The sequence below is a fragment of the Dyella terrae genome (assembly GCF_004322705.1).
Classification (GTDB): domain Bacteria; phylum Pseudomonadota; class Gammaproteobacteria; order Xanthomonadales; family Rhodanobacteraceae; genus Dyella_D; species Dyella_D terrae.
Map to the genome: position 1 here is coordinate 113699 of NZ_SIZZ01000001.1, position 19659 is coordinate 133357.

Sequence of the window (19659 nt, forward strand, 5' to 3'; positions counted from 1 at the left end):
AAAAATTGTTCTTGTAGTAGTGGTAAGACAGATTAGAAGAATTACAGCTTTGCGATAAGCAATTTCTCACCTTCGAGCCAGCATTGCACGGACTGGCCTTCAAGGTCCTTTGGAATCTGTTCAAACACACGATAGTGGCCGGCGATCGCAACGAGCTCGGCACGGAAATCAGTCACGTAGATACGCGCGTTGGTGTCGCCCTGCGCGCCGGCCATGGCCTTGCCGCGCAGGCTGCCATAAATATGGATGCTGCCGTCAGCGATAACTTCGGCGGCATTGGCCACCGTGCCACGCACGACGAGATCGCGATCGCGCGCATAGATCTGCTGGCCTGAGCGCACCGTGCCGTCCTGCGTCTGCGCGCCAAGACCCGGAGCGGACTCTTCCTGATGGACGGGCTGCTGGCGAGCGACTGGTTCCGGGGCCGGGGCCGGCGACGGGGCGGAAGGCGCGGGCGGCGCGATGCTGCCGCCGTCGGCCGGTTCGTAGGCCGCGCGGAACTTGGCCAGCAGCGGGATCCCCATGCGACGCGACAGGGCTTCGGTGTCGCTGGTGCCGTAGGCGAGGCCGACGGGCAGCATGCCGGCGCTGCGCACCGCTTCGAGCAGGGCATCGACGATGCCGTCGTCAGGCAGATTCAGCAGGTGGCTGAGGTCCAGGATGACGGCGGCGCGGGAAAACAGCTGTGGCGCCGTGCGGACGCGGCGCTCGAGTTCTTCGGCCAGGGCGGCGGCGTCGGGACGGCGCACGCGCACGCTGGCAATACCGACCTGGCCAAAGCGCAGGTCGCAAGCATCGGATGTATCCATTCGGGCATTCACGGGCGCCGCGCTCCGGCGAGGCGGCGCTGGGGGTTATTGTCGTGGGAGGAGTGCAGGCGTTCAGCCAGCCACGGGACATCGGGCAGGCCAGCCTTGTCCAGGTAGGTCTCGCGCACGTAGGCGTAGCTGGGCAGCTCCTTGGCCAGCAGGCTGACCTGCGGGCCGCTGCTGCCCATGCGCTGCTGGCCGACTTCCTGGAAGCCGTAGGTGCCGTGGAACAGAACGACCACGTCGTCGCGCGGCTCCAGGAACACCTCGCAGGTGAGCAGGGGCACGCGAACCTCCGCGTAGCTGTTGACGTCGCAATAGAAAATGCGACCCAGCCCGTGACGCCGGTAGGCATTGGCGATCACGATGCGGTCGATGTAGACGAACTGGGGGTAGTGTTCGGAAAACCAGCGGTAATTGGGGCTGTCGTAGTCGCTGCCTTCTCGCATGGCGATCAGGAAGCCTGCGATATGTCCGTCGATCTCGGCGACCCTGAAATAGTCGGCGCGATCGTAGAAGAAGCGCAGCTGCGCAGCGTCCAGGGCGAGGATGGTGCGCCCGGCGGCGTTGTTGAGCGCCAGCACGGCATCCAGGTCGTGCTCGCGCACGTCACGGATGGCAAGGGCCATTCGTTGCTCCGCAGTAGATGTTCGTAAGGAAAGACCGACAGACGGCCCGCGAAATCGGGTCGCATTATGGCATGGGGGGCGTGCCTGCACATAACACGGCGCACCATGTAAAACCTTTGTAAAGCGCCAGCCGGCATGGCTTTTGGCAGGGGCAGGGGAATGACTTCTCACGCATTGCACCACGGTCCGGTGGGCCTATGATGCGGGTCATGCGATGGACCAACTTCAATCATATGCGCCTGCTGCGTTACGCGGGCCTGTTCTCATACCTGTGCATGGCGCTGCCGCTGCTGCAGGGGAGCTGGACCCTGGCGCCGGTCAGCGCCTGGTGGAGCACACCCAAGATCTCAGGCTGGATCGTCTCCTACCTGCTCTTTGGCGTGACTTACCTCTTGCTGACGAGCCGGCTGAGCATGGTGCGCCAGAGCGAGCGGCTCCAGCCCCTGCGCCTGCTGGGCATGGTGGTCCTCACCGCCTCGGCCATTTCCATCGGATGGTTCAGCCAGAGCGGCCTGTCGGCCATGCTGATGCTGGTGATCGCCGTGGTATTGCCCTGGCAGCTGCCGCTGGCGGCGGGCCTGGGCTGGATGCTCGCGCAGAACCTGCTGCTGATTCCCGTCATCGCCGGCTACAAGGGTTGGACGGTGGTGCAGGCCATCCTGCAGGTGAGCATTTACCTGGGCATCTCGGCGCTGACCTTCTTCACCTCGATGATTGCCAGCCAGCAGGCCGAGGAGCGGGAAATGCAGCGCCGGCTCAACTCGGAGCTGCGAGCCACCCGCGCGCTCCTGGCCGAATCAACCCGCATTGCCGAACGCATGCGCATCGCTCGCGACCTGCATGACCTGATTGGCCATCACCTCACGGCCCTGAGCCTGAACCTGGAAGTGGCCAGCCACCTGAGCAACCCGGAAGCCGCTGATCATGTGCGCAAGGCCCAGGCGACCGCCAAGCACCTCCTTAGTGACGTGCGCGAGGCGGTCAGCGAGCTGCGCCAGGACGATGCCATTGACCTGACCCAGGCGCTGCGCAGCCTGATTGAGGGCGTGCCGGGTCTGAATGTGCATGTGGAGACGCCGCCTCGATTCAGCGTCGAGGACCCGCGGCGCGCCCAGGTGCTGCTGCGTTGCGCCCAGGAGATCATCACCAACACCGCCCGACATGCCGGTGCGCGCAACCTCTGGCTGTCCTTTGCCTATGACGAGGCAGGCAAGCTGGAGCTGCACGCCCGGGACGATGGTCGCGGCGCGGACCAGTTCAAGCCCGGCAACGGCTTGTCGGGCATGCGTGAGCGCCTGGCAGAATTTGGTGGAACCGTGGCCGTGGACACGGCATCGGGCCATGGATTCGCGCTCAATGTAAGCCTGCCGCTGGGCGAGGAGCCCGCGCTGGCCCACGCGACGTCCCGCTTCGAGCCGCCGGCGCTGACCGTCTCGTGAAGGCCGGCCTCACGCCGCCCCGTTCGGGCATGCCAGAATGCACCGGCTTGGATAGCCGTGCCGTTAACTCCGCTGCCGGGGGCAGTGGAGGTCTCTATCGCTTCGAGGATCCGCGATGATTTCCGTTTGCCTTGTCGACGACCAGAATCTAGTACGCCAGGGCGTTCGCTCCCTGCTGGATCTGGCTGAGGACATCCGCGTCGTAGCTGAGTGCGCCGATGGCGCCCAGGCCGTTCAGGACATTCCGCGCGTCAAGCCGGACGTGGTCCTGCTCGACCTGCGCATGCCCAATATGAGTGGCCTGGAAGTCCTGCAGGCCTTGTCCGCCCGCAATGAATTGCCGCCCACCATCATCCTGACCACGTTCGACGACGATCAGCTCGTGCTGCAGGGCCTCAAGGCCGGTGCCCGCGGCTATCTGCTCAAGGACGTGTCGCTCGAACAGTTGGTGGAAGCCGTGCGCACCGTGGCTGCCGGCGGTTCGCTGGTTGCCCCGATGGTCACCCAGCGACTGCTGGCTGGCGTGGGTCGCATGCAGAATCAGTTCACCAGCCTTGAACAGCCCGATCCGCTGACCGAGCGCGAAACCGAGATCCTGCGGCTCCTGTCCGGCGGTTACAGCAACAAGGAAATCGCCAACTCGCTGAAGGTGGCCGAGGGCACGGTGAAAAACCATGTGTCCAACATCCTTTCGAAGCTGGGTGTCCGCGATCGCACCCGTGCGGTGCTTAAAGCGCTGGAGCTGGGCATCGTCTGAGGGGAGCCGGCCGCTGGCGCGGCGTGTGAGGGCGGGCGCTGCGCGCCCTGTGAACAGTGAACGGGGAAAGCCGGTTCCGTGAGGGCCGGCTTTTTTCTTGGAGGTTGGCCGCTTTGCGGCCTGTGGATGATTCAGGGTGAATGGGGAAGAGCAGGGCGGCCTTGATGGAGTTCGCGCTATACCAATCGCCAATTGACTGTAAGTACCCAATCCAGCAGCCCTCTGTACCTCTCCAGGTCCTCAGTTGTTCCCGGTGGTGGGCTTTTTGCCTTTACCGTTAACCCTTTACAGGGCGCGCAGCGCCCGGCTTCACAGGCCGCGCCAGCGGCCGGCCTGCCGCTCTCGGCCCATGGTGCTGTGCAACACCGGTCGAGCGGTGTGGACGTCCATAAGAATGAGGCCAATTAAGCGTTCCGGGCCCGTAGCGTTCCGCTCCATGAACCGTTACCATCGGTGGCTTCGGCGCTGGCCGACCCCCTGTCACGATGCGATTCCTTCAGGCAATTGGCCGTGACGGACAGGTCTCCGGCGACAGCTTTGTGCCGCCAAGAGAGTTGTTCGGAGAACCCTGGAATGATGCGTGTTCTTGAATTCATTGTTGCCCTGGTCATCGTCGCCATAGCCGGCGTCGTGGTGGGCGTGATCATGCCCAGCACCGGTCATGTGGAAAGGTCGCTGGTCGTCGGCAAGGACATGCGTCAGGTGTACGACGTGCTCGCCAACTTCCGTCGCTTCCCGGACTTCACGGTCCAGCGCAAGTACGATCGCAATGTCAAATTTACCCATTCGGGCAAGGGCTATGGCCCGGGCGCCGAAATCAGCTGGGACAGCAGCGACGACAAGGTGGGCAAGGGCAAGCTGACCGTTGCCACCGCCACCCCGGACTTCGACAAGGTCGATTCGACCGCGAAGAAGGCCCAGATCGTGTGGAACCTGGACAACGACTGGCGCGGTCAGGACAAGCACTTCACGCTTGACCTGGAGCGTCAGGGCTCGCGCGGTCAGTTGACCAAGATCACCTGGTCGTATGACGTCGCCTATGGTTTCAACCTGATCGACCGTTATTCCAATCTGTACATCCACGGCGACCCGGATTCCTTCATCCAGTTCAGCCTGACGGATCTGCAGAACGTGCTGGCCTCAGTGCAGAACATCGATTACAGCAAGCTGATCCCGTACATCGAACAGACCCAGCCGACCCCGGTCCTGCTGGTGTCGACGTCGATCGAGCGTAAGGGTGGTCTGGAAGCGCTGGACGAAGCCACGGCCAAGGCCGAGCAGGAAATCCAGGCTGCCGCGAAGAAGCTGGGCGTGACTGTCACCGGTCCGCGCATCATCTACACGACCAACTACGGCGACCAGAACTACACCTTCGACGTGGCCCTGCCGATCAGCGCTTCCAGCCTGACGATCAATGGCCAGAGCCATGACCTGGTGGCCGCCAAGGCGCCGGATCTGAACGCGCCGGCCGCCAGCAGCAGCACCGCGGATGCCGCCAACGCCGACACCAACGCTCCGGGCAGCACCGATCGCTTCGGTCGCCTGATCGTCGACGCCAACGTCCGTGGTCTGCTTGCCTTCGGTGGCCCGGCCCTCAAGGGCGTCTGGAACGGCACCGCCGCTGGCGTGCCGCAGACCCGCGACATGTTGAAGGCTTACGCCCAGACCCACGGCTACAAGTTCGACGAAGTGGTCAACCGCTTCTACGACATCCTGGCCAAGGCGGAAGAGAAGAAGGGTGACGAAGTCACCAGCTACGCCCAGTACGCCGTGTACCTGCCGCTGAGCGATGCGCCGGAAAAGACCCCGGAACAGGAAGCTGGCCTGCAGCCGCCGTCGCTGGACGCGGGCACCGATCAGGCTCCGGCCTCGTCGGGCACCGCCGCCGCTCCGGCCGCCGCTTCCAGCGCCGCCCAGTAATCGGAAAGCCTCGTGAAACAAGAAGGGCCCTTCGCATGAAGGGCCCTTTTTCTATGGCGGCTTCGGAACCTTCCCGCGATTACCGTGGTCCGAGCCCAACGCGCAGGTAAGTCATGGCTGACGTGATGACCTGTTCTCCGCTGACATCAGCTCACATGCGTTACATTCCGGGGAAATCTCGGTGTTGCCCGGGAACGCGTCCAAGCCTTCATGATTGAAACCGAACAGCTCACACGCCGATACGGCACGCTAACCGCGGTTGACTGCCTCAGCTTCCGTGCCGAACCGGGGCAGGTGCTGGGCTTGCTCGGGCCCAATGGCGCGGGAAAGTCGACGGCGATGCGCATGATTGCCGGCTTCCTTGCCCCCAGCTCGGGCACGGCGCGCGTCTGCGGTCACGATGTCCTCAAGGAACCTCTCAAGGCGAAGCGTGCATTGGGCTACCTGCCCGAAGGTGCGCCCAGCTACGGAGAGCTGACCGTGCGCGAGTTCCTGACGTTCATCATCCGCATGCGCGGCTTTCGCGAAGACATGGGCTGGCGACGATTCCACGATGTCGTCGGGCACCTGCAGCTCGAAGAAGTGCTCGATATCTGCATTGACACCCTGTCCAAGGGTTTGCGCCGTCGCGTCGGTCTGGCCCAGGCGATCCTGCACGACCCGCCGGTGCTCATGCTGGACGAGCCCACCGATGGTCTCGACCCGAACCAGAAGCACACAGTGCGGCAGCTGATCGACGCCATGGCGCGCGAGCGCACGATTCTTATTTCGACCCATCTCCTTGAGGAGGTGCATGCCTTGTGCAATCGCGTGGTGATCCTCGCCAACGGACGCCTGCTGGCTGATGCGACACCTGCCGAACTCGAATCACGCTCGCGTTATCACGGCGCCGTTTCCTTTAGTGCGCCGGGCAGTGGCGTGTCGCAGGAGATGCTGGGCCGGCTCCCGCAAGTGGCATCGATCGAGGTCGATCCGCTCGACGGGCGCATCACCGTCTTCCCCAGGCCGGGCGAGCGCATTCTCGAACCGGTGGAGACCTTGCTTAAACAGCAGGGCCTCGAAGTGTCGGAGATCCAGCTTGAGCGCGGACGACTCGACGAGGTTTTCCGGCAGATCACCACGGGTGTGGAGGCGCGCCAGTGAATCCGATTGCTGCCGTCACACGCCGGGAACTGCGCAGCTACTTCGTTACGCCGCTGGCCTATGTGTTCCTGGTGATTTTCCTGGTCATGGCGGGCATCCTCACCTTCTACGCGGGTGACTTCTACGATCGCGGCCAGGCTGACTTGCAGCCGTTCTTCGCGATGCATCCCTGGCTATACCTGCTGCTTGCGCCGGCGGTGTCCATGCGCATGTGGGCCGAAGAGACCAAGGGTGGCACGCTGGAACTCCTGCTAAGCCTGCCGTTGACGCTGGGGCAGGCGATGATGGGCAAGTTCATCGCGGCCTGGTTGTTCATGGGGCTCGCGCTGCTCCTTACGTTTCCCATCTGGATCACGGTCAACTATCTCGGCGCGCCGGACAACGGCGTGATCATTGCCGGTTATCTGGGCAGCTGGTTGATGGCCGGTGCCTTCCTGGCCATCGGTGCCTGTCTGTCGGCATTGACCCAGAGCCAGGTGGTCGCCTTCATCCTGACCATGGTGGTGTGTTTCCTGCTGATCCTCGCGGGGCAGCCGCAAGTCATGGACTTCCTGCAGGGCACGCTTCCGCGTCGCTGGCTCAATGGCCTTGCGCACCTGAGCATGCTGCGCCATTTTGAAGCGATCGCGCGTGGCGTGCTGGACCTGCGCGACGTGCTGTATTTCATCATGAGCATTTGCGCCTGGCTGACGGCCGGTGTCCTGGTGCTCGACCTGAAAAGGACGCCTTGAGCCATGGCGCGCTTTTCGCTCACTCGTCGAACGCAATTGCTGGCTGCGCTGGCTTTGCTGGTCGTCGTCTTCATCATGCTCACGCTCGCCAGCAGCCGCTGGATGCGCGTGGGGCGTTTCGATCTCACGTCCGATCATCTCTACACGCTGACGCCCGGCACGATTCAGATCGTCGACAAGCTGCACGCACCGCTCAAGCTGACGCTGTATTTCTCGGAGCACTCCACGCGCGACTTGCCACAGCTACGCAGCTACGAGCAGCGCGTTCGCGAAATGCTGCAGGAAATGGTCGCCCGTTCGCACGGCAAGCTGCGCCTGCAGGTGGTCGACCCGGTGCCGTACTCCGATGACGAGGCGGCGGCAGAGGGCAACGGGCTTTCGCCAATCAGCGGCGGCACCAACGGCGAGCGCGTCTTTTTCGGTCTTGTCGGCACGACGCTGTCGGGCGGATCGGACGCGGACAACGAGAACGACCTGCATCCCGGAGCCAAGACGCTCCCCATTCCGCTGTTTGATCCGGCGCGCGAGACCTTCCTCGAATACGACATCGCCAAGCTTCTCTACGAGCTCAACGAGCCCAGGAAGCCGATGATTGGCCTGATCAGCACGCTGCCGGTGCAGGGCAATCCGGTGATCGGCGAAGAGCCGTGGACCATCATTCGCCAGCTCGGTCAGCTGTTCGAAGTGAAGCCGCTCGACGCGAGCAAACTCACCGTGGTGCCGAACGACATCCAGGTGCTCCTGCTGATTCACCCCAAGCGCCTCTCCGATGCGGCCCAGTACGCCATCGATCAGTACGTGCTGCGCGGTGGTCACCTGGTCGTGTTCGTCGATCCGGATGCCGAGCTCGACAACACGCCCTTTGTGGACAGCGCCGGCGTGATGGATGATCACAATTCCGACCTCAAGCGCCTGTTCACGACGTGGGGCGTGCTTTACGACTCGCAGAAGGTCGTCCTCGATCGCTCGCGTGCCTTGCGCATCGAGCTTGCGGACAACAGCGCAACCAACCACCCGGCGATGCTGGGTCTGGGTGGCCAGGAGCTCAATCACGATGACGTGATTACCGCCAGTCTCCAGCGCATCAACCTTTCCAGCGTCGGTTATTTCGATCTCGCGCAAGGCACTGAATCGCGCCTGGTGCCGCTGTTGCAGAGCACGACCGACGCCGAAGTCGTGGCGGCGCAGCGCGTGCGTGAGTCGACGGCCGACCCCAATGCGCTGATGGACAACTATCGTGCTGATGGCCTGCACTACGTCATTGCCGCCCGATTGCGCGGCGCGTTTCCGTCCGCCTTCCCTGAGAAGGCGGGCCAGCCGGGTCATCTGACGCATGCGGCGAGCAACGCCGAAGTCATCCTTGTCGCCGACACCGATCTGTTGTCGGATCGCCTCTGGGTTTCGTACTCGCAAAGCTTGCTGGGACCGCTGCAACTGAGTGCGTTGGCGAACAACGGCGACTTCGTCACCAACCTTGCCGACAATCTCAGCGGATCCTCGGCGCTGCTGTCGATTCACGGACGCACCAGTTCGCAGCGACCGTTTACGCGCGTGCAGGCGCTGCAAGCCGCAGCGGACCAGAAATTTCTTGCGAAGAAGCAGGAGCTGCAGCGCGAACTGGCCGTCACCCGAAGTCGCCTGTCCGAGCTGCAGCCGGCCAAGGCCGCGCGCGGGGAGGCGATCAGTGCCGAACAACGCAGCGAGATCGAGCAGTTCCTGCAGCGCCAGCTGGCCATCAACAAGGAATTGCGCGACGTGCAGCACCAGCTCAACGCCGAAATCGATGCCCTGGGCATGCGCCTGAAATTCATCAACATCGTGCTGGTGCCCGCCCTGATCACCTTGTTCGGCCTGGCCTACGGCTGGCGTCGCTCACGTCGCAGTCGCCGACAGGCATGAGCGCGGCGGCAATCTGCCACAGGTTCGGGTGGGCAGGGCTGGCTCGCCTCGGACTATCCTTGGCGGCTGACGCCCGTCGGCCGTCCGGATCGCGTTGATGACCGCAAGCCTGCTCAAATGGATCGTGCCCTGGGAGTTCTCCTGGGTCTTCCTGCTGACCTTTGTCAGCTTCGCCGTGCTGTACGCACGTGGTTGCAAGCGGGCGAAGGTAAGCCACGGGCGACGGCTGTCGTTCTGGGTGGGCATGGCGATCGTCTATCTGTCGCTGCACACCTACTTCGATTACTACGCCGAGCATGAGTTCTTCATGCATCGCATCCAGCAGGTGCTGCTGCACCATCTTGCGCCGCTGCTGATCATTGCGTCCTACCCGGGCCAGGCCGTGCGCGCCGGGTTGCCGCTGCGCTGGCGCATTCGCTTCCTGCGACCTTTCTTCCGTTCATGGCCCTGGCGGATCGTCAGCGGCGTGCTGCTGAACCCGGCCATCGCCACGATCCTGTTCGTCGGCTTCATCATCATCTGGCTGATCCCGTCCATGCAGACGCTGGCGATGCTGGACTGGCGCATCTACCGGTTCATGAACTGGTCGATGATGATCAGCGGACTGACCTACTGGTGGCTGGTGCTCGATCATCGCCCGCGTCCGCCCGGTCGCATGACGCCTGGCGTGCGCGTGCTGTCGCCGGCCATCACGATGAGTCCGCAGATCCTGGCGGGCGCGATTGTGACGTTCTCGAAATCCGATCTCTATCCCATCTTCGAGATCTGCGGCCGAGCGTTTACGTTCAATGTGCTGACCGGTCAGCTCGTGGGCGGCGTCATCATGTGGGTGCCGGCGGCGATCATCGAATCGATCGGCGGACTGCTGGCGATGCGCCAGTGGCTTTCGCTGTCAAAGCGTGGTCGCATCAAGTCGAAGCGAGAACTGGCCCGCCGTGCCGAGTTGGCGCGGCAGGCCCAGGCGCGCACATAGGGCTGGAATTCGCACCACTCGGTTAGTGGTGCGCGTGATCCATCGGTGCGTCGGCAGCGTCAACCGTATTGGCCGGCTTGGCATCGAAATCCGTCACCAGCGTGCTGCCGTCGGCGAAGTTCAGGGTGAGGCTCACCTTGTCGCCAACCTTCACCGGCTTGGCGGCATCCATCAGCATCAGGTGGTAGCCACCCGGCGAAAGCGTGGCGGTACCGTGCGCCGGAATCGACAGGCTGTCGACCATTTCCATGCGGCCCATGCCGCCTTCGGTGCTGCTTTTGTGCAGCATGACGTGGCCATAGCTCGCGCTGCTGGCGCCTTTGAGGCTCACCGCGTGATCGGAATGATTCGCCAGCGTGACGTAGCCACCGGCGGGCAGGGTGCCTGGCATGACGCGGATCCATGCCTGCGACGCCTTGATCTGGTCCGCATCGGCGGCGAATGCGTGCGATGCGAACAAGCTGCCGGCGATCAGCAAACCTGCAAAGAAAGGACGATGCTTCATGGGCTCAGGCTCCCTTGTCGAGCAACAGTTGCAGGTCGTGCACGAGGTCGTCCTGCGGATTGGCGGGGGTAGACAGCAGGCGAGCCTTGCCATCGCGATCAAACAGGTAAAGCGCCGAGCTGTGGCTGACTTCGTACTGCCCGTCGCCCTTGTCCGGTTCGCGCGTGTAGGCCGAGCGATAGCGTTTGCTGAGCGCCTCCACGGCACGAGGCGTACCCGACAGGCCCACGGCACGAGGATCGAAGGCGTTGACGTAAGCGTGCATGATGTCGGGGGTGTCGCGCGCGGGATCGACGCTGACGAACAGAATGCGCACGTTGTCCGCGGCGGGGCCGACCTTGGTGAGGACCTGGTGCAACTGCGCCAGCGTCAGCGGGCAGACATCGGGGCAGTGCGTGTAACCGAAGTAGAGGATGACCACCTTGCCGCGATAGTCCGCACCGCTGACCTCCTTGCCATGGTCATCGACCAGCTTGAAGTCGAGGTCGGGCATGTGGCCGCTGACATTGGTCAGACGCCAGGGCTGGTCGCCGCGCTGGCAGGCACCGAGCAGGAGCGCGCCCATCATCAGACCAAGCAGGGCGAGCAGGCGGAAGCGCCGAGAGGGCTTCGTGCGAGAATCATGGGCATTCATGGCGCAGAGGATACGACACCCGCGCCCCCTTCGATCCCAGGAGTTGAATCCCATGCGACAACCTGTCAGTCCGGCCGTGGGAGCGCTCGCGGGCCTGCTGGGTGCCAGCGGCGTGGCACTTGGAGCTTTTGGCGCGCATGCCCTGCAAGGCGTGCTGGATGAACGAGGCGTCGAACTGTGGCGTACCGCGGTCAATTACCACTTCTGGCACGCGCTGGCATTTGTACTGGTGGCATTGACGGCTGCCGGGCGCGCACGCTCGGTGGCATTGGCGGCGTTCGGATGGGGTGTCGTGTTGTTCAGCGGAAGCCTTTACGCCCTGGCGCTGGGCGCGCCGCGGTGGTGCGGTGCCATCACACCCGTCGGTGGCGTCGCGTTTATCGCGGGATGGCTGGCGCTTGGCCGGGCGCTGACGCGTCGCGCCGGCCAGGAGTGATTCAGGTCAGCGCCGGTGCTGCGACGTGCAGCACCAGGTCCGCACAGAAGTGCGCGACCATCGCGTGCTCCAGCCCTCGCCGCCAGTAAAGCAGTCCGCACGCCACGCCGACGATGCCGTTCAGCGCAAGAATGCGCGTGATGCCCATGGCGTCCAGGGGCAAGCCTGCCGCGATGGCCGCAGGCAAGTGGCCGGCGCCAAACAGCAGGGCCGCCATCACCGCACCGGTCACGAACATCCATGCCCGCACGTGATGGCCGCGCCATGCGGCCAGCAACCAGACCATCACGCTCATCACGCCGAGCCGGAAGATGATCTCTTCCGCGCTGCCGCCGTAGAACGAGGCCAGTGCGCCGCGCCAGATCTGCGGTGTGGCGGCCGCGTGTCCCGTCGTGAGCATCCGCGTGTCGATCGCGACGATGACGACGCCTGCCACCACGCCTGTAAGTGCTGCCAGCCACCATGAGGTCGCGCGCTGGGGGCGCGGAAGCCGATACACCATGGCCCGCAGCCAAGGCGCGTCCAGACCGTATCGGGCGCCGGCGGTGAGGCCGAGCCAGCCGATCAGCCAGCACAGCACGCCCGACTGCAGCGTCTGCGCCGTCACGACGATCCACAGGGGTACGGGGATCGCCGCGAGCTTTTGTGGCATCAGCGCGGCGACGTAGGGAAACACGGCGAGCGTCGCAAGGCATGCCGCCGCGCCAAGGATCAATGCGAGTCGAAGATGCGGGCCATGCACCCGATCGGGTTGCGTCGTGTCCACGATGACCTCAGTGGTGGGGCTTGATATAGAAGCCGGCGATCTTGCCGTCGGCACTGCAGCTCACCTGCGCGTCGATCATGCTGTCGCCGTAGTGAAGGGCGGTCACCACGACCGTGTTTTCCCCGGCCTGATTCGATTGCGCCGGCTCGCGCGCACCGCGCTCACCGAACTGGGCAGGAATGGCTTGCCAGGCTTCGCTCAGCTTGTCGGTGGTCAGGCGGGACTTCATCGTGTCATTGAAGTCCACGGTGGCGGCAGGATAGTCGCCGCGGTCCAGCGCATCGAGCATGCGCGCGCTGGCGCTTTCACAGGCATTTTCTGCTGTCGCCGGAAACGTCGTTACAGTGAAAAGCAATAAGGCGAACCACGTGACGCGTTGCATGAAGCCATCCCCTGTTTGATGTCGTCGATCAGTCGGTTTCGTCGTCTTCCACGGGCGCGCTGTTGCGAGATTTCATGCGTCCGTTTTTGCGCAGCGCCTCGCGCAGCACGTATTCGATCTGTGCGTTGACGCTGCGCAACTCGTCGTCGGCCCAGCGCTGCACGGCTTCGAGCACGGTGGCACTGATGCGCAACGGGTAGGCTTTCTTCTCGTTGCTCATGCGCGCCCACCCGTGGCCCGAGGCGAGTCCATTGATGTGTGTGCGTTCGTGCAGCGCCGATCCATGCGGTCGCTCAACCGCCGTAGAGCGTGCCGGTGTTCACCACCGGCTGGGTGGCGCGATCGCCACACAGCACGACCAGCAGGTTGCTGACCATCGCCGCGCGACGTTCCTCGTCCAGTTCGACCACGCCTTGTTCCTTGAGGCGATCGAGCGCCATGGCAACCATGCCGACGGCACCTTCGACGATCCGCTCGCGTGCCGCGACGATCGCATTGGCCTGCTGTCGCTGCAGCATCGCCTGGGCGATCTCCTGGGCGTAGGCAAGGTGGCTGATGCGCGCTTCGATCACCTCGACACCCGCCTGGTTGAGGCGTGCCTGGATCTCATCGCGCAGGTGGTTGTTGATGACTTCCCCGTGGCTGCGCAAGGCGGGCTGGCCGTCGTTGTGCGCGTCGTACGGGTAGTTCTGGGCCATCTGGCGCAGGGCGGATTCGCTCTGGATCTGGACGAAGTTTTCGTAATCGTCCACGCGGAAAACGGCCTCCGCGGTATCGACCACCTGCCATACGACCACCGAAGCGATCTCGATCGGATTGCCGTCGCTGTCGTTGACCTTCAGCTTGCCGCTTTCGAAGTTGCGCACGCGCAGAGATACGCGGCCGCGGCTATAGAAAGGGTTGGTCCAGCGCAGGCCTTCGAAGCGCACGGTGCCGGCGTACTTGCCGAACAACTGCATGACCTGGCCTTCGTTGGGGGCGACCTGGAAGAAGCCTTTGCAGGCGAAACCCAGCAACACGAACAGCACGATGCCTGCGAAAAATGTCCCGGGGGCGCTTTCTGGCCGGCCGGCGGAAAGAATCAATGCCAGTGCGCCGGCGCCGATCAACAGGCAGACGACAATGGTGGGAATACCTGCAACTGAAAAACCTTGACGTTCGTTCATAAGACTTCCTCCCTGGTTCGGGAGGAAGTAGATATCAAAGTGATATCAGTTGCAAGTGCCGCTCACCCGCCGCCGGGACCGCCCAGGCTTCCGCCGCGCACGCCGGGGCTGCCCGCTGTCTGCATCTGGGGTGGCGTGGGCGCCATCAGCTCACCGGCTGACCAGACGTCCGAGATCTGGAGCGCGTTGAAAAGCTCGGTGGCCGAGAAGAATCGCCACGGATCGCCGTCGCCCACCGAAAGCGCGATATGAGTCATGTCGAAGCGACGCAGCGCCGCGTCATAGCTTTGCCAGCGACCATCGACCCAGGCCTGCACCCAGGCATGGGGGAGGAAGACGCGGGAAGCACCGCCGTAGCGATCGGCGTAAACCATGCCGGTCACGACACGCGCGGGGATGCCTTGCGAACGCGCCAAGGCCGCCAGCAGGACGGCGTATTCGGTGCAATCACCCTGGCGCGAGTTGAGCACTTCCAGTGCCGATGCATAGCCCACGTCGAGGCCGTGCTGGTTGATATATCGGCTGACAAACAGGCGCAGGAGGCGCATGCGTTGCCGGTTCGATGTGGCGTTGCCCACCGCTTCGGCGGCGACCGATCGGATGGCCGGTGCGTCCGATTGCAGCCAGGCATTGGCTTGCGTGTCGTCCGACGTCGGTCCTGCTTCGCCGCCCGCGAACGGCATCCCGACGTCGATGTAGTAGTCCCCGTTGCCCAGCGGAGTGATCCGCTGTTCATCGGTCTGGATGAATGGCTCGGCTATGTTGCCCTTGACGTGCACTTTGTAGCGCAGGAAATCCCTGCGCAGGTTCGAGGTCAACGGTCGCGGCGAATCGACCATCGCGGCGCGGAACATATCCACGTCCTGCACCGGTGCCGTGGCGCAGGCTTCGCTGCAGGCCTGCATTTCCAGCTGGCGCCCGAGCATCGAGATGATGCCCCGTCGCGCACGTCCTTCATGGTCCAGCCACAGGTCGAGGATCTGGTCACCGCGTGCCTGGTGCAGTCGCTGGCGCTGGTGGCTGAGCGTTTCCGTTCCATCGGGCAACTGCACCTGTTCGTTGCCGATGACTTCGATGCTGACGTCCATGACGCTCTGGGTCGCCGGGTCGAACATCTGCAGCGGATAGGTTGTGCCGGGATGGGCACTGGCCGCCATCATGGCTTTGCGTTGCCCTTCATTGAGCACTGCACCGGCGGGCCATGCAATGACGGCGTCGCGGCGTGCGCCGCCCACGATGGTTTCCACCTGGAAGGTGCCATCGGCCTGTCGCTTGCCTTCGACCGTACTTTCCATGGCCGAGAGGCGGGTGCGGGTGCCGAAGCCCAGCGGCTTGCTGTCGTCGGACTCCAGGCTGCTGATGACGTTACTCAACGGGATGCTCGTCCCGTTTCGATTGAGCATGATGGAAAGGGTTTGTGTGGTGCTGATGGTGTCGCCGGCATAGACACGGTCGATACGCAGGCTGCCGATCTTGCGGCCGCCCAGCAACACGGTCATCCAGTTGGTTTCGGTCCTGGGCGTGGCCGGCTGGGCCTGAACGCAGGTCAAGGGGCACAGCACCAGCACCAGCAAGAGCGTGGCGAGTAAACGGCGCATGTTCGATTCCGTTGGGGACGGTTCAGGTACAGTTGATGCCGAGTTTGCCCTGACGTCAATGCGCACTGCAACGTAGCTGTCATGAAGCCTGCGAACCCAGGCGGGACAGGGCCCCGGCCGCCTTCTACAATGCCGCTTTGCCTGCTCCGGGACCCCCACGATGAAACCCTTTGGAACCCCCCATTCCGGCCATGCGCTGCGCGTTCTGCTGCTGGGCTCGGGTGAGCTGGGCAAGGAAGTTGCCATTGAACTGCAGCGCCTGGCCGTGGAAGTGATCGCCGTGGACCGCTATGCCAACGCCCCTGCCATGCAGGTGGCGCATCGCAGCCACGTGATCGACATGCTCGACGGCGCGGCGCTGCGTGCCCTGATCGAGCAGGAACGCCCCGACCTGGTGGTTCCCGAAATCGAGGCGATCCATACGCCGACCCTCGTGACGATGGAAGAGGAAGGCCTCAAGGTCATTCCCACGGCGCGCGCCGCCTGGCTGACGATGGATCGCGAAGGCATCCGTCGCCTGGCGGCCGAAGAGCTGGGCCTGCCGACGTCGCGCTACCGCTTTTGCGACAGCGACGAGGAGTACCGCGCCGCGGCCGCCGAGATCGGATTCCCCTTCGTCATCAAGCCGGTCATGAGTTCATCGGGCAAGGGCCAGAGCGTGGTCCGTGGCGACGCCGACCTGCAGCATGCGTGGGACTACGCCCAGTCAGGCGGACGCGCTGGCAAGGGCCGCGTGATCGTCGAGGGCTTTGTCGATTTCGACTACGAAATCACCATGCTCACCGTGCGCCACAAAGACGGCACCAGCTTCTGCGCGCCCATTGGCCATCGCCAGGAAGATGGTGACTACCGCGAATCCTGGCAGCCACAGCCGATGAGTGACGCCGCGCTGGCCGAAGCACAGCGACAGGCTGACGCCATCACGGCGGGCCTGGGTGGATGGGGCGTGTTTGGCGTCGAGTTCTTCGTCAAGGGCGATGCGGTGATCTTTTCGGAAGTCAGCCCGCGTCCGCACGACACTGGCCTTGTCACGCTTATTTCGCAGGACCTGTCCGAGTTTGCGTTGCATGCTCGCGCCATTCTGGGTTTGCCGATTCCCGCGATTCGCCAGTGCGGGCCATCGGCGTCATGCGCCGTCCTGGTCGAAGGCGACGGTGAAGCGCCGCGCTACCACGGTGTCGCCGAAGCGCTGGCTGAGCCGGATACGCAGCTGCGCATCTTCGGCAAGCCCGCCGTGAAAGGACGCCGTCGCATGGCCGTCACCCTGGCGCGCGACGAAAGCATCGAGTCGGCCAAGGCCAGGGCGATGCGTGCCGCGGGCAAGATCAGCGTGACCTTCTGAGGCGACGGCGGGCGATGGTCGCCCGCCTCTCACGCCCTGCACCTGACCTGTGCGAGCATCGTCCCTGGAAACGTGACGAGAGGCTCCGCACATGCAGACATCCGCGTTCGCCCACTGGCTCGTGGTCCTGGTGGAAACCCTGGCAGCGCTGTTCATCGTGCTGCTGGTGGTGACGATCATGGTGGTGATGGTGGTGTGGCTTGTGGACCGCAACCAGACCGGCAATTCGGTCTTGCGCAATTTCCCCGTCATCGGACACTTTCGCTACTGGTTCCTGCATCTGGGCGAGTTCTTCCGTCAGTACCTGTATTCCAGCGACCGCGAAGAAATGCCGTTCAATCGCGCGCAACGCACCTGGGTGTATCGCGCGGCCAAGAACGTGGACAACACCAACGCCTTCGGCTCAAGTCGCGACTTGCGCGCCGAGGGCGTGCCATTTTTTGTCAATGCGCCGTTTCCATCGCTGGGCGAAAAGCATGTCGAGCCCCGCCCAGTGGTGCTGGGGCCTTACACGCGCGAACCGTATGCGCATGCCGCCTTCTTCAATATTTCTGCGATGAGCTTCGGAGCGCTGTCCGCGCCGGCGGTCAGGGCGCTTTCCATGGGTGCGGCCAAGGCGGGCATCTGGATGGATACCGGTGAAGGCGGCCTGGCGCCGTATCACCTGGAGGGTGGCTGCGACATCGTGTTCGAGATTGGCACGGCCAAATACGGTGTGCGTACCGCGGATGGCAAGCTGGACGATGCCAAGTTGCTGGCCATCTGTGCCCACAAACAGGTGAAGATGGTCAGCATCAAGCTGGGGCAAGGCGCCAAGCCCGGTATGGGTGGCCTGTTGCCGGGCGTAAAGGTGACGCCGGAAATTGCCGAGATTCGCGGCATCCCCGTCGGCGAGGATTCGCAGAGTCCCAATCGCCATCTCGACATCGGCAATGTCACCGAGCTGATGGATGCGATCGCGCATATTCGCGACCTCAGCGGCAAGCCCACGGGGTTCAAGGCCGTGTTCGGTGGCATGGACTGGATTGACGATCTCTGCGCCATCGTTCATCAGCGCGGCATCGAGAGTGCACCGGATTTCATCATCGTCGATGGGTCGGAAGGCGGCACCGGCGCTGCACCCCAGACCTTGATGGAAGGCGTCGGCCTGCCGCTGCGCGAGTCGTTGCCGGCCCTGGTCGACACGTTGATCCGCCAGGGGCTGCGCGATCGCATCAAAGTGATTTGCTCAGGTAAGTGCATTACGGCTTACGACGTGGCGTGGGCCTTGTCGATGGGCGCGGATTTCGTCAACTCGGCGCGTGGCTTCATGCTGGCGCTGGGATGCATCCAGTCGCTGCAGTGCAATCGCAACACATGCCCGACGGGCATCACCACGCAGAACCCGAAGCTGCAGCGTGGGCTCGTGGTCATGGACAAGAGCGAGCGCGTCGCGCACTACGCCATGAATGTCATGCATGAAGTCGGGATGATTGCGCACAGTTGCGGCGTCGACGAACCACGTCAGCTTGATCGCACGCATTGCCGCGTCGTTGGCGACGACGGCGTGTCGGTGCCGCTGATCAAGCTGTTTCCGTATCCGGACGCGAAGAGGGAAGTCGGGAGCTGACGGCTCAGCCCTTTTCGGTGTTCCAGTCACGCCAGCCTTCGGCCGTGCGCACCTGCATCGGCTGAAAGCGTCGTTTGTAGTCCATCTTCGGATGGCCTTCGATCCAGAAACCGAGATAGACCCAGGGCAGGCCGCGTCGGCGCGCAAGCTCCACTTGCTGGAGGATGGCGAACGTGCCGAGGCTGCGTCCGGTTTCTTCAGGCTCGAAAAAGGTATAGACCGCCGACAGCCCATGGAGGCAAACATCGGTGACGGCGACGCCCAGGAGTCGACTGCCTTCGCGGATCTCGAGGAACAGCGTCGGACTCCATGGCGCGGTCAGGAAGCGTCGGAAATCGCTGGCATCCGCTTCGTCCATGCCGCCGCCCGAGTGCCGGTGGCGGAGGTACTTTTCGTAGAGGTGATGGCGCTCGGCGTTGTAGCCGGCCATCGACTCGATCACCGTCAGGTCGGCATTGCGCTTGAGACAGCGCTTTTGCGTGCGATCGGGCGTGAAGCGCTCGACATCGATGCGGCAAGGCGTGCAGGCCCGGCAACTGGAGCAATACGGGTAATACAGATGCCCGCCCGCACGACGAAAACCACGCTCCAGCGCCGGGCCGTACAACTGGTCCAGCTGGGGCGCGGCCGGGTCGATGACCAGGTTCTGCGCAGTGCGATCGGCAAAGTAGCCGCACGCGTGGGGCAGGGTCTGGAAGAGGCGGACGCGATCGCTTCGCATGTCCGCATTCTAGGCGTGGGAGGGCGCCGTGTCCCGTTATGGCGGGGTGAATTCGGGTGCTGCGCAGCCGGTGAACGGTAAACGGTAAACGGTAAACGGTAGGAGCGTGCCGCGCCGAACGTGAGGGTCTTGCTCATACCGTTCACCGTTCACAGGGCGCGTAGCGCCCGGCTTCACAGCCCGCGCAGCGGGCTCCCCCG

At 63.8% G+C, this 19659-nt stretch carries 20 protein-coding genes; 10 read left to right on the plus strand and 10 right to left on the minus strand.

The window, feature by feature from the left end; translation table 11 throughout:
* Positions 1–41: 41 nt before the first annotated feature.
* Both minC and EYV96_RS00625 read right to left on the minus strand, forming a co-directional pair.
* Positions 42–809: a septum site-determining protein MinC gene (gene minC / locus EYV96_RS00620; protein WP_425478687.1), complete on the minus strand. Its 768-nt coding sequence runs from the start codon at positions 807–809 to the stop codon at positions 42–44.
* An 8-nt stretch (positions 810–817) separates the two neighbouring features.
* The gene (locus tag EYV96_RS00625) at positions 818–1438 is read right to left on the minus strand and encodes a GNAT family N-acetyltransferase (protein WP_131149604.1); all 621 of its coding nucleotides are present in this window, start codon (positions 1436–1438) and stop codon (positions 818–820) included.
* 209 nt (positions 1439–1647) lie between these two features.
* Between EYV96_RS00625 and EYV96_RS00630 the strand changes: the two genes are divergently transcribed.
* The 7 genes from EYV96_RS00630 to EYV96_RS00660 all read left to right on the plus strand — a co-directional run bounded on the left by EYV96_RS00630 (position 1648) and on the right by EYV96_RS00660 (position 10300).
* Positions 1648–2877 carry a sensor histidine kinase gene (locus EYV96_RS00630; RefSeq protein WP_131149605.1) on the plus strand — a complete coding sequence of 410 codons (1230 nt, stop codon included), beginning with the start codon at positions 1648–1650 and terminating at the stop codon, positions 2875–2877.
* A gap of 115 nt (positions 2878–2992) precedes the next feature.
* The gene (locus EYV96_RS00635) at positions 2993–3634 is read left to right on the plus strand and encodes a response regulator (RefSeq protein ID WP_019464490.1); all 642 of its coding nucleotides are present in this window, start codon (positions 2993–2995) and stop codon (positions 3632–3634) included.
* A 573-nt stretch (positions 3635–4207) separates the two neighbouring features.
* A complete protein-coding gene (locus EYV96_RS00640) occupies positions 4208–5554 on the plus strand; it encodes an SRPBCC family protein (RefSeq protein ID WP_131149606.1) in 1347 nt (448 codons plus the stop codon).
* A gap of 210 nt (positions 5555–5764) precedes the next feature.
* Positions 5765–6697 carry an ABC transporter ATP-binding protein gene (locus EYV96_RS00645; protein ID WP_131149607.1) on the plus strand — a complete coding sequence of 311 codons (933 nt, stop codon included), beginning with the start codon at positions 5765–5767 and terminating at the stop codon, positions 6695–6697.
* The gene (locus EYV96_RS00650; RefSeq protein ID WP_131149608.1) at positions 6694–7428 is read left to right on the plus strand and encodes an ABC transporter permease subunit; all 735 of its coding nucleotides are present in this window, start codon (positions 6694–6696) and stop codon (positions 7426–7428) included. The genes EYV96_RS00645 and EYV96_RS00650 overlap by 4 nt, the downstream gene beginning before the upstream one ends.
* Positions 7429–7431: 3 nt before the next feature.
* The gene (locus tag EYV96_RS00655) at positions 7432–9327 is read left to right on the plus strand and encodes a GldG family protein (protein ID WP_131149609.1); all 1896 of its coding nucleotides are present in this window, start codon (positions 7432–7434) and stop codon (positions 9325–9327) included.
* Between the two features lie 97 nt (positions 9328–9424).
* Positions 9425–10300, plus strand: a complete 876-nt coding sequence (locus tag EYV96_RS00660; RefSeq protein WP_131149610.1) for a cytochrome c oxidase assembly protein — start codon at positions 9425–9427, stop codon at positions 10298–10300.
* Between the two features lie 22 nt (positions 10301–10322).
* Here EYV96_RS00660 and EYV96_RS00665 read toward each other — a convergent pair whose 3' ends face one another.
* Positions 10323–10805: a copper chaperone PCu(A)C gene (locus EYV96_RS00665; protein ID WP_131149611.1), complete on the minus strand. Its 483-nt coding sequence runs from the start codon at positions 10803–10805 to the stop codon at positions 10323–10325.
* Positions 10806–10809: 4 nt separating this feature from the next.
* Complete coding sequence (locus EYV96_RS00670; RefSeq protein ID WP_205746056.1) at positions 10810–11439, minus strand: SCO family protein; 630 nt, start codon at positions 11437–11439, stop codon at positions 10810–10812.
* Positions 11440–11491: 52 nt separating this feature from the next.
* Between EYV96_RS00670 and EYV96_RS00675 the strand changes: the two genes are divergently transcribed.
* The gene (locus EYV96_RS00675) at positions 11492–11875 is read left to right on the plus strand and encodes a DUF423 domain-containing protein (protein WP_131149612.1); all 384 of its coding nucleotides are present in this window, start codon (positions 11492–11494) and stop codon (positions 11873–11875) included.
* Between the two features lies 1 nt (position 11876).
* Here EYV96_RS00675 and EYV96_RS00680 read toward each other — a convergent pair whose 3' ends face one another.
* The 5 genes from EYV96_RS00680 to EYV96_RS00700 all read right to left on the minus strand — a co-directional run bounded on the left by EYV96_RS00680 (position 11877) and on the right by EYV96_RS00700 (position 15787).
* Positions 11877–12641, minus strand: coding sequence for a CPBP family glutamic-type intramembrane protease (locus EYV96_RS00680; RefSeq protein ID WP_240732300.1), 765 nt, complete (start codon positions 12639–12641; stop codon positions 11877–11879).
* Positions 12642–12648: 7 nt separating this feature from the next.
* A complete protein-coding gene (locus EYV96_RS00685) occupies positions 12649–13023 on the minus strand; it encodes a DUF3887 domain-containing protein (protein ID WP_131149613.1) in 375 nt (124 codons plus the stop codon).
* A 28-nt stretch (positions 13024–13051) separates the two neighbouring features.
* A complete protein-coding gene (locus EYV96_RS00690) occupies positions 13052–13243 on the minus strand; it encodes a type II toxin-antitoxin system antitoxin (protein WP_131149614.1) in 192 nt (63 codons plus the stop codon).
* Positions 13244–13316: 73 nt separating this feature from the next.
* Positions 13317–14189, minus strand: a complete 873-nt coding sequence (locus EYV96_RS00695) for an SPFH domain-containing protein (RefSeq protein WP_131149615.1) — start codon at positions 14187–14189, stop codon at positions 13317–13319.
* A 62-nt stretch (positions 14190–14251) separates the two neighbouring features.
* The gene (locus EYV96_RS00700) at positions 14252–15787 is read right to left on the minus strand and encodes a transglutaminase-like domain-containing protein (RefSeq protein ID WP_165488545.1); all 1536 of its coding nucleotides are present in this window, start codon (positions 15785–15787) and stop codon (positions 14252–14254) included.
* A gap of 160 nt (positions 15788–15947) precedes the next feature.
* Here EYV96_RS00700 and purT point away from each other — a divergent pair, with 160 nt between their 5' ends.
* Together purT and EYV96_RS00710 are read left to right on the plus strand one after the other, a co-directional pair.
* The gene (gene purT / locus EYV96_RS00705; RefSeq protein WP_131149617.1) at positions 15948–17129 is read left to right on the plus strand and encodes a formate-dependent phosphoribosylglycinamide formyltransferase; all 1182 of its coding nucleotides are present in this window, start codon (positions 15948–15950) and stop codon (positions 17127–17129) included.
* Positions 17130–17220: 91 nt separating this feature from the next.
* Positions 17221–18738: an FMN-binding glutamate synthase family protein gene (locus tag EYV96_RS00710; RefSeq protein ID WP_131149618.1), complete on the plus strand. Its 1518-nt coding sequence runs from the start codon at positions 17221–17223 to the stop codon at positions 18736–18738.
* A gap of 4 nt (positions 18739–18742) precedes the next feature.
* On the opposite strand, the gene EYV96_RS00715 is transcribed toward EYV96_RS00710, so the two are convergent.
* Positions 18743–19459 (minus strand): arginyltransferase, encoded by a 717-nt coding sequence (locus EYV96_RS00715; RefSeq protein WP_131149619.1) that lies wholly within the window; start codon positions 19457–19459, stop codon positions 18743–18745.
* Positions 19460–19659 lie beyond the last annotated feature (200 nt).

Excerpts from the sequence above, each read along its gene's own strand:
- minC (WP_425478687.1), bottom strand. The coding sequence starts at position 809 with ATGGATACATCCGATGCTTGCGACCTGCGCTTTGGCCAGGTCGGTATT.
- EYV96_RS00625 (WP_131149604.1), bottom strand. The coding sequence starts at position 1,438 with ATGGCCCTTGCCATCCGTGACGTGCGCGAGCACGACCTGGATGCCGTG.
- EYV96_RS00630 (WP_131149605.1), top strand. The coding sequence starts at position 1,648 with ATGCGATGGACCAACTTCAATCATATGCGCCTGCTGCGTTACGCGGGC.
- EYV96_RS00635 (WP_019464490.1), top strand. The coding sequence starts at position 2,993 with ATGATTTCCGTTTGCCTTGTCGACGACCAGAATCTAGTACGCCAGGGC.
- EYV96_RS00640 (WP_131149606.1), top strand. The coding sequence starts at position 4,208 with ATGATGCGTGTTCTTGAATTCATTGTTGCCCTGGTCATCGTCGCCATA.
- EYV96_RS00645 (WP_131149607.1), top strand. The coding sequence starts at position 5,765 with ATGATTGAAACCGAACAGCTCACACGCCGATACGGCACGCTAACCGCG.
- EYV96_RS00655 (WP_131149609.1), top strand. The coding sequence starts at position 7,432 with ATGGCGCGCTTTTCGCTCACTCGTCGAACGCAATTGCTGGCTGCGCTG.
- EYV96_RS00660 (WP_131149610.1), top strand. The coding sequence starts at position 9,425 with ATGACCGCAAGCCTGCTCAAATGGATCGTGCCCTGGGAGTTCTCCTGG.
- EYV96_RS00665 (WP_131149611.1), bottom strand. The coding sequence starts at position 10,805 with ATGAAGCATCGTCCTTTCTTTGCAGGTTTGCTGATCGCCGGCAGCTTG.
- EYV96_RS00670 (WP_205746056.1), bottom strand. The coding sequence starts at position 11,439 with ATGAATGCCCATGATTCTCGCACGAAGCCCTCTCGGCGCTTCCGCCTG.
- EYV96_RS00675 (WP_131149612.1), top strand. The coding sequence starts at position 11,492 with ATGCGACAACCTGTCAGTCCGGCCGTGGGAGCGCTCGCGGGCCTGCTG.
- EYV96_RS00685 (WP_131149613.1), bottom strand. The coding sequence starts at position 13,023 with ATGCAACGCGTCACGTGGTTCGCCTTATTGCTTTTCACTGTAACGACG.
- EYV96_RS00690 (WP_131149614.1), bottom strand. The coding sequence starts at position 13,243 with ATGAGCAACGAGAAGAAAGCCTACCCGTTGCGCATCAGTGCCACCGTG.
- EYV96_RS00695 (WP_131149615.1), bottom strand. The coding sequence starts at position 14,189 with ATGAACGAACGTCAAGGTTTTTCAGTTGCAGGTATTCCCACCATTGTC.
- EYV96_RS00700 (WP_165488545.1), bottom strand. The coding sequence starts at position 15,787 with ATGCGCCGTTTACTCGCCACGCTCTTGCTGGTGCTGGTGCTGTGCCCC.
- purT (WP_131149617.1), top strand. The coding sequence starts at position 15,948 with ATGAAACCCTTTGGAACCCCCCATTCCGGCCATGCGCTGCGCGTTCTG.
- EYV96_RS00710 (WP_131149618.1), top strand. The coding sequence starts at position 17,221 with ATGCAGACATCCGCGTTCGCCCACTGGCTCGTGGTCCTGGTGGAAACC.
- EYV96_RS00715 (WP_131149619.1), bottom strand. The coding sequence starts at position 19,459 with ATGCGAAGCGATCGCGTCCGCCTCTTCCAGACCCTGCCCCACGCGTGC.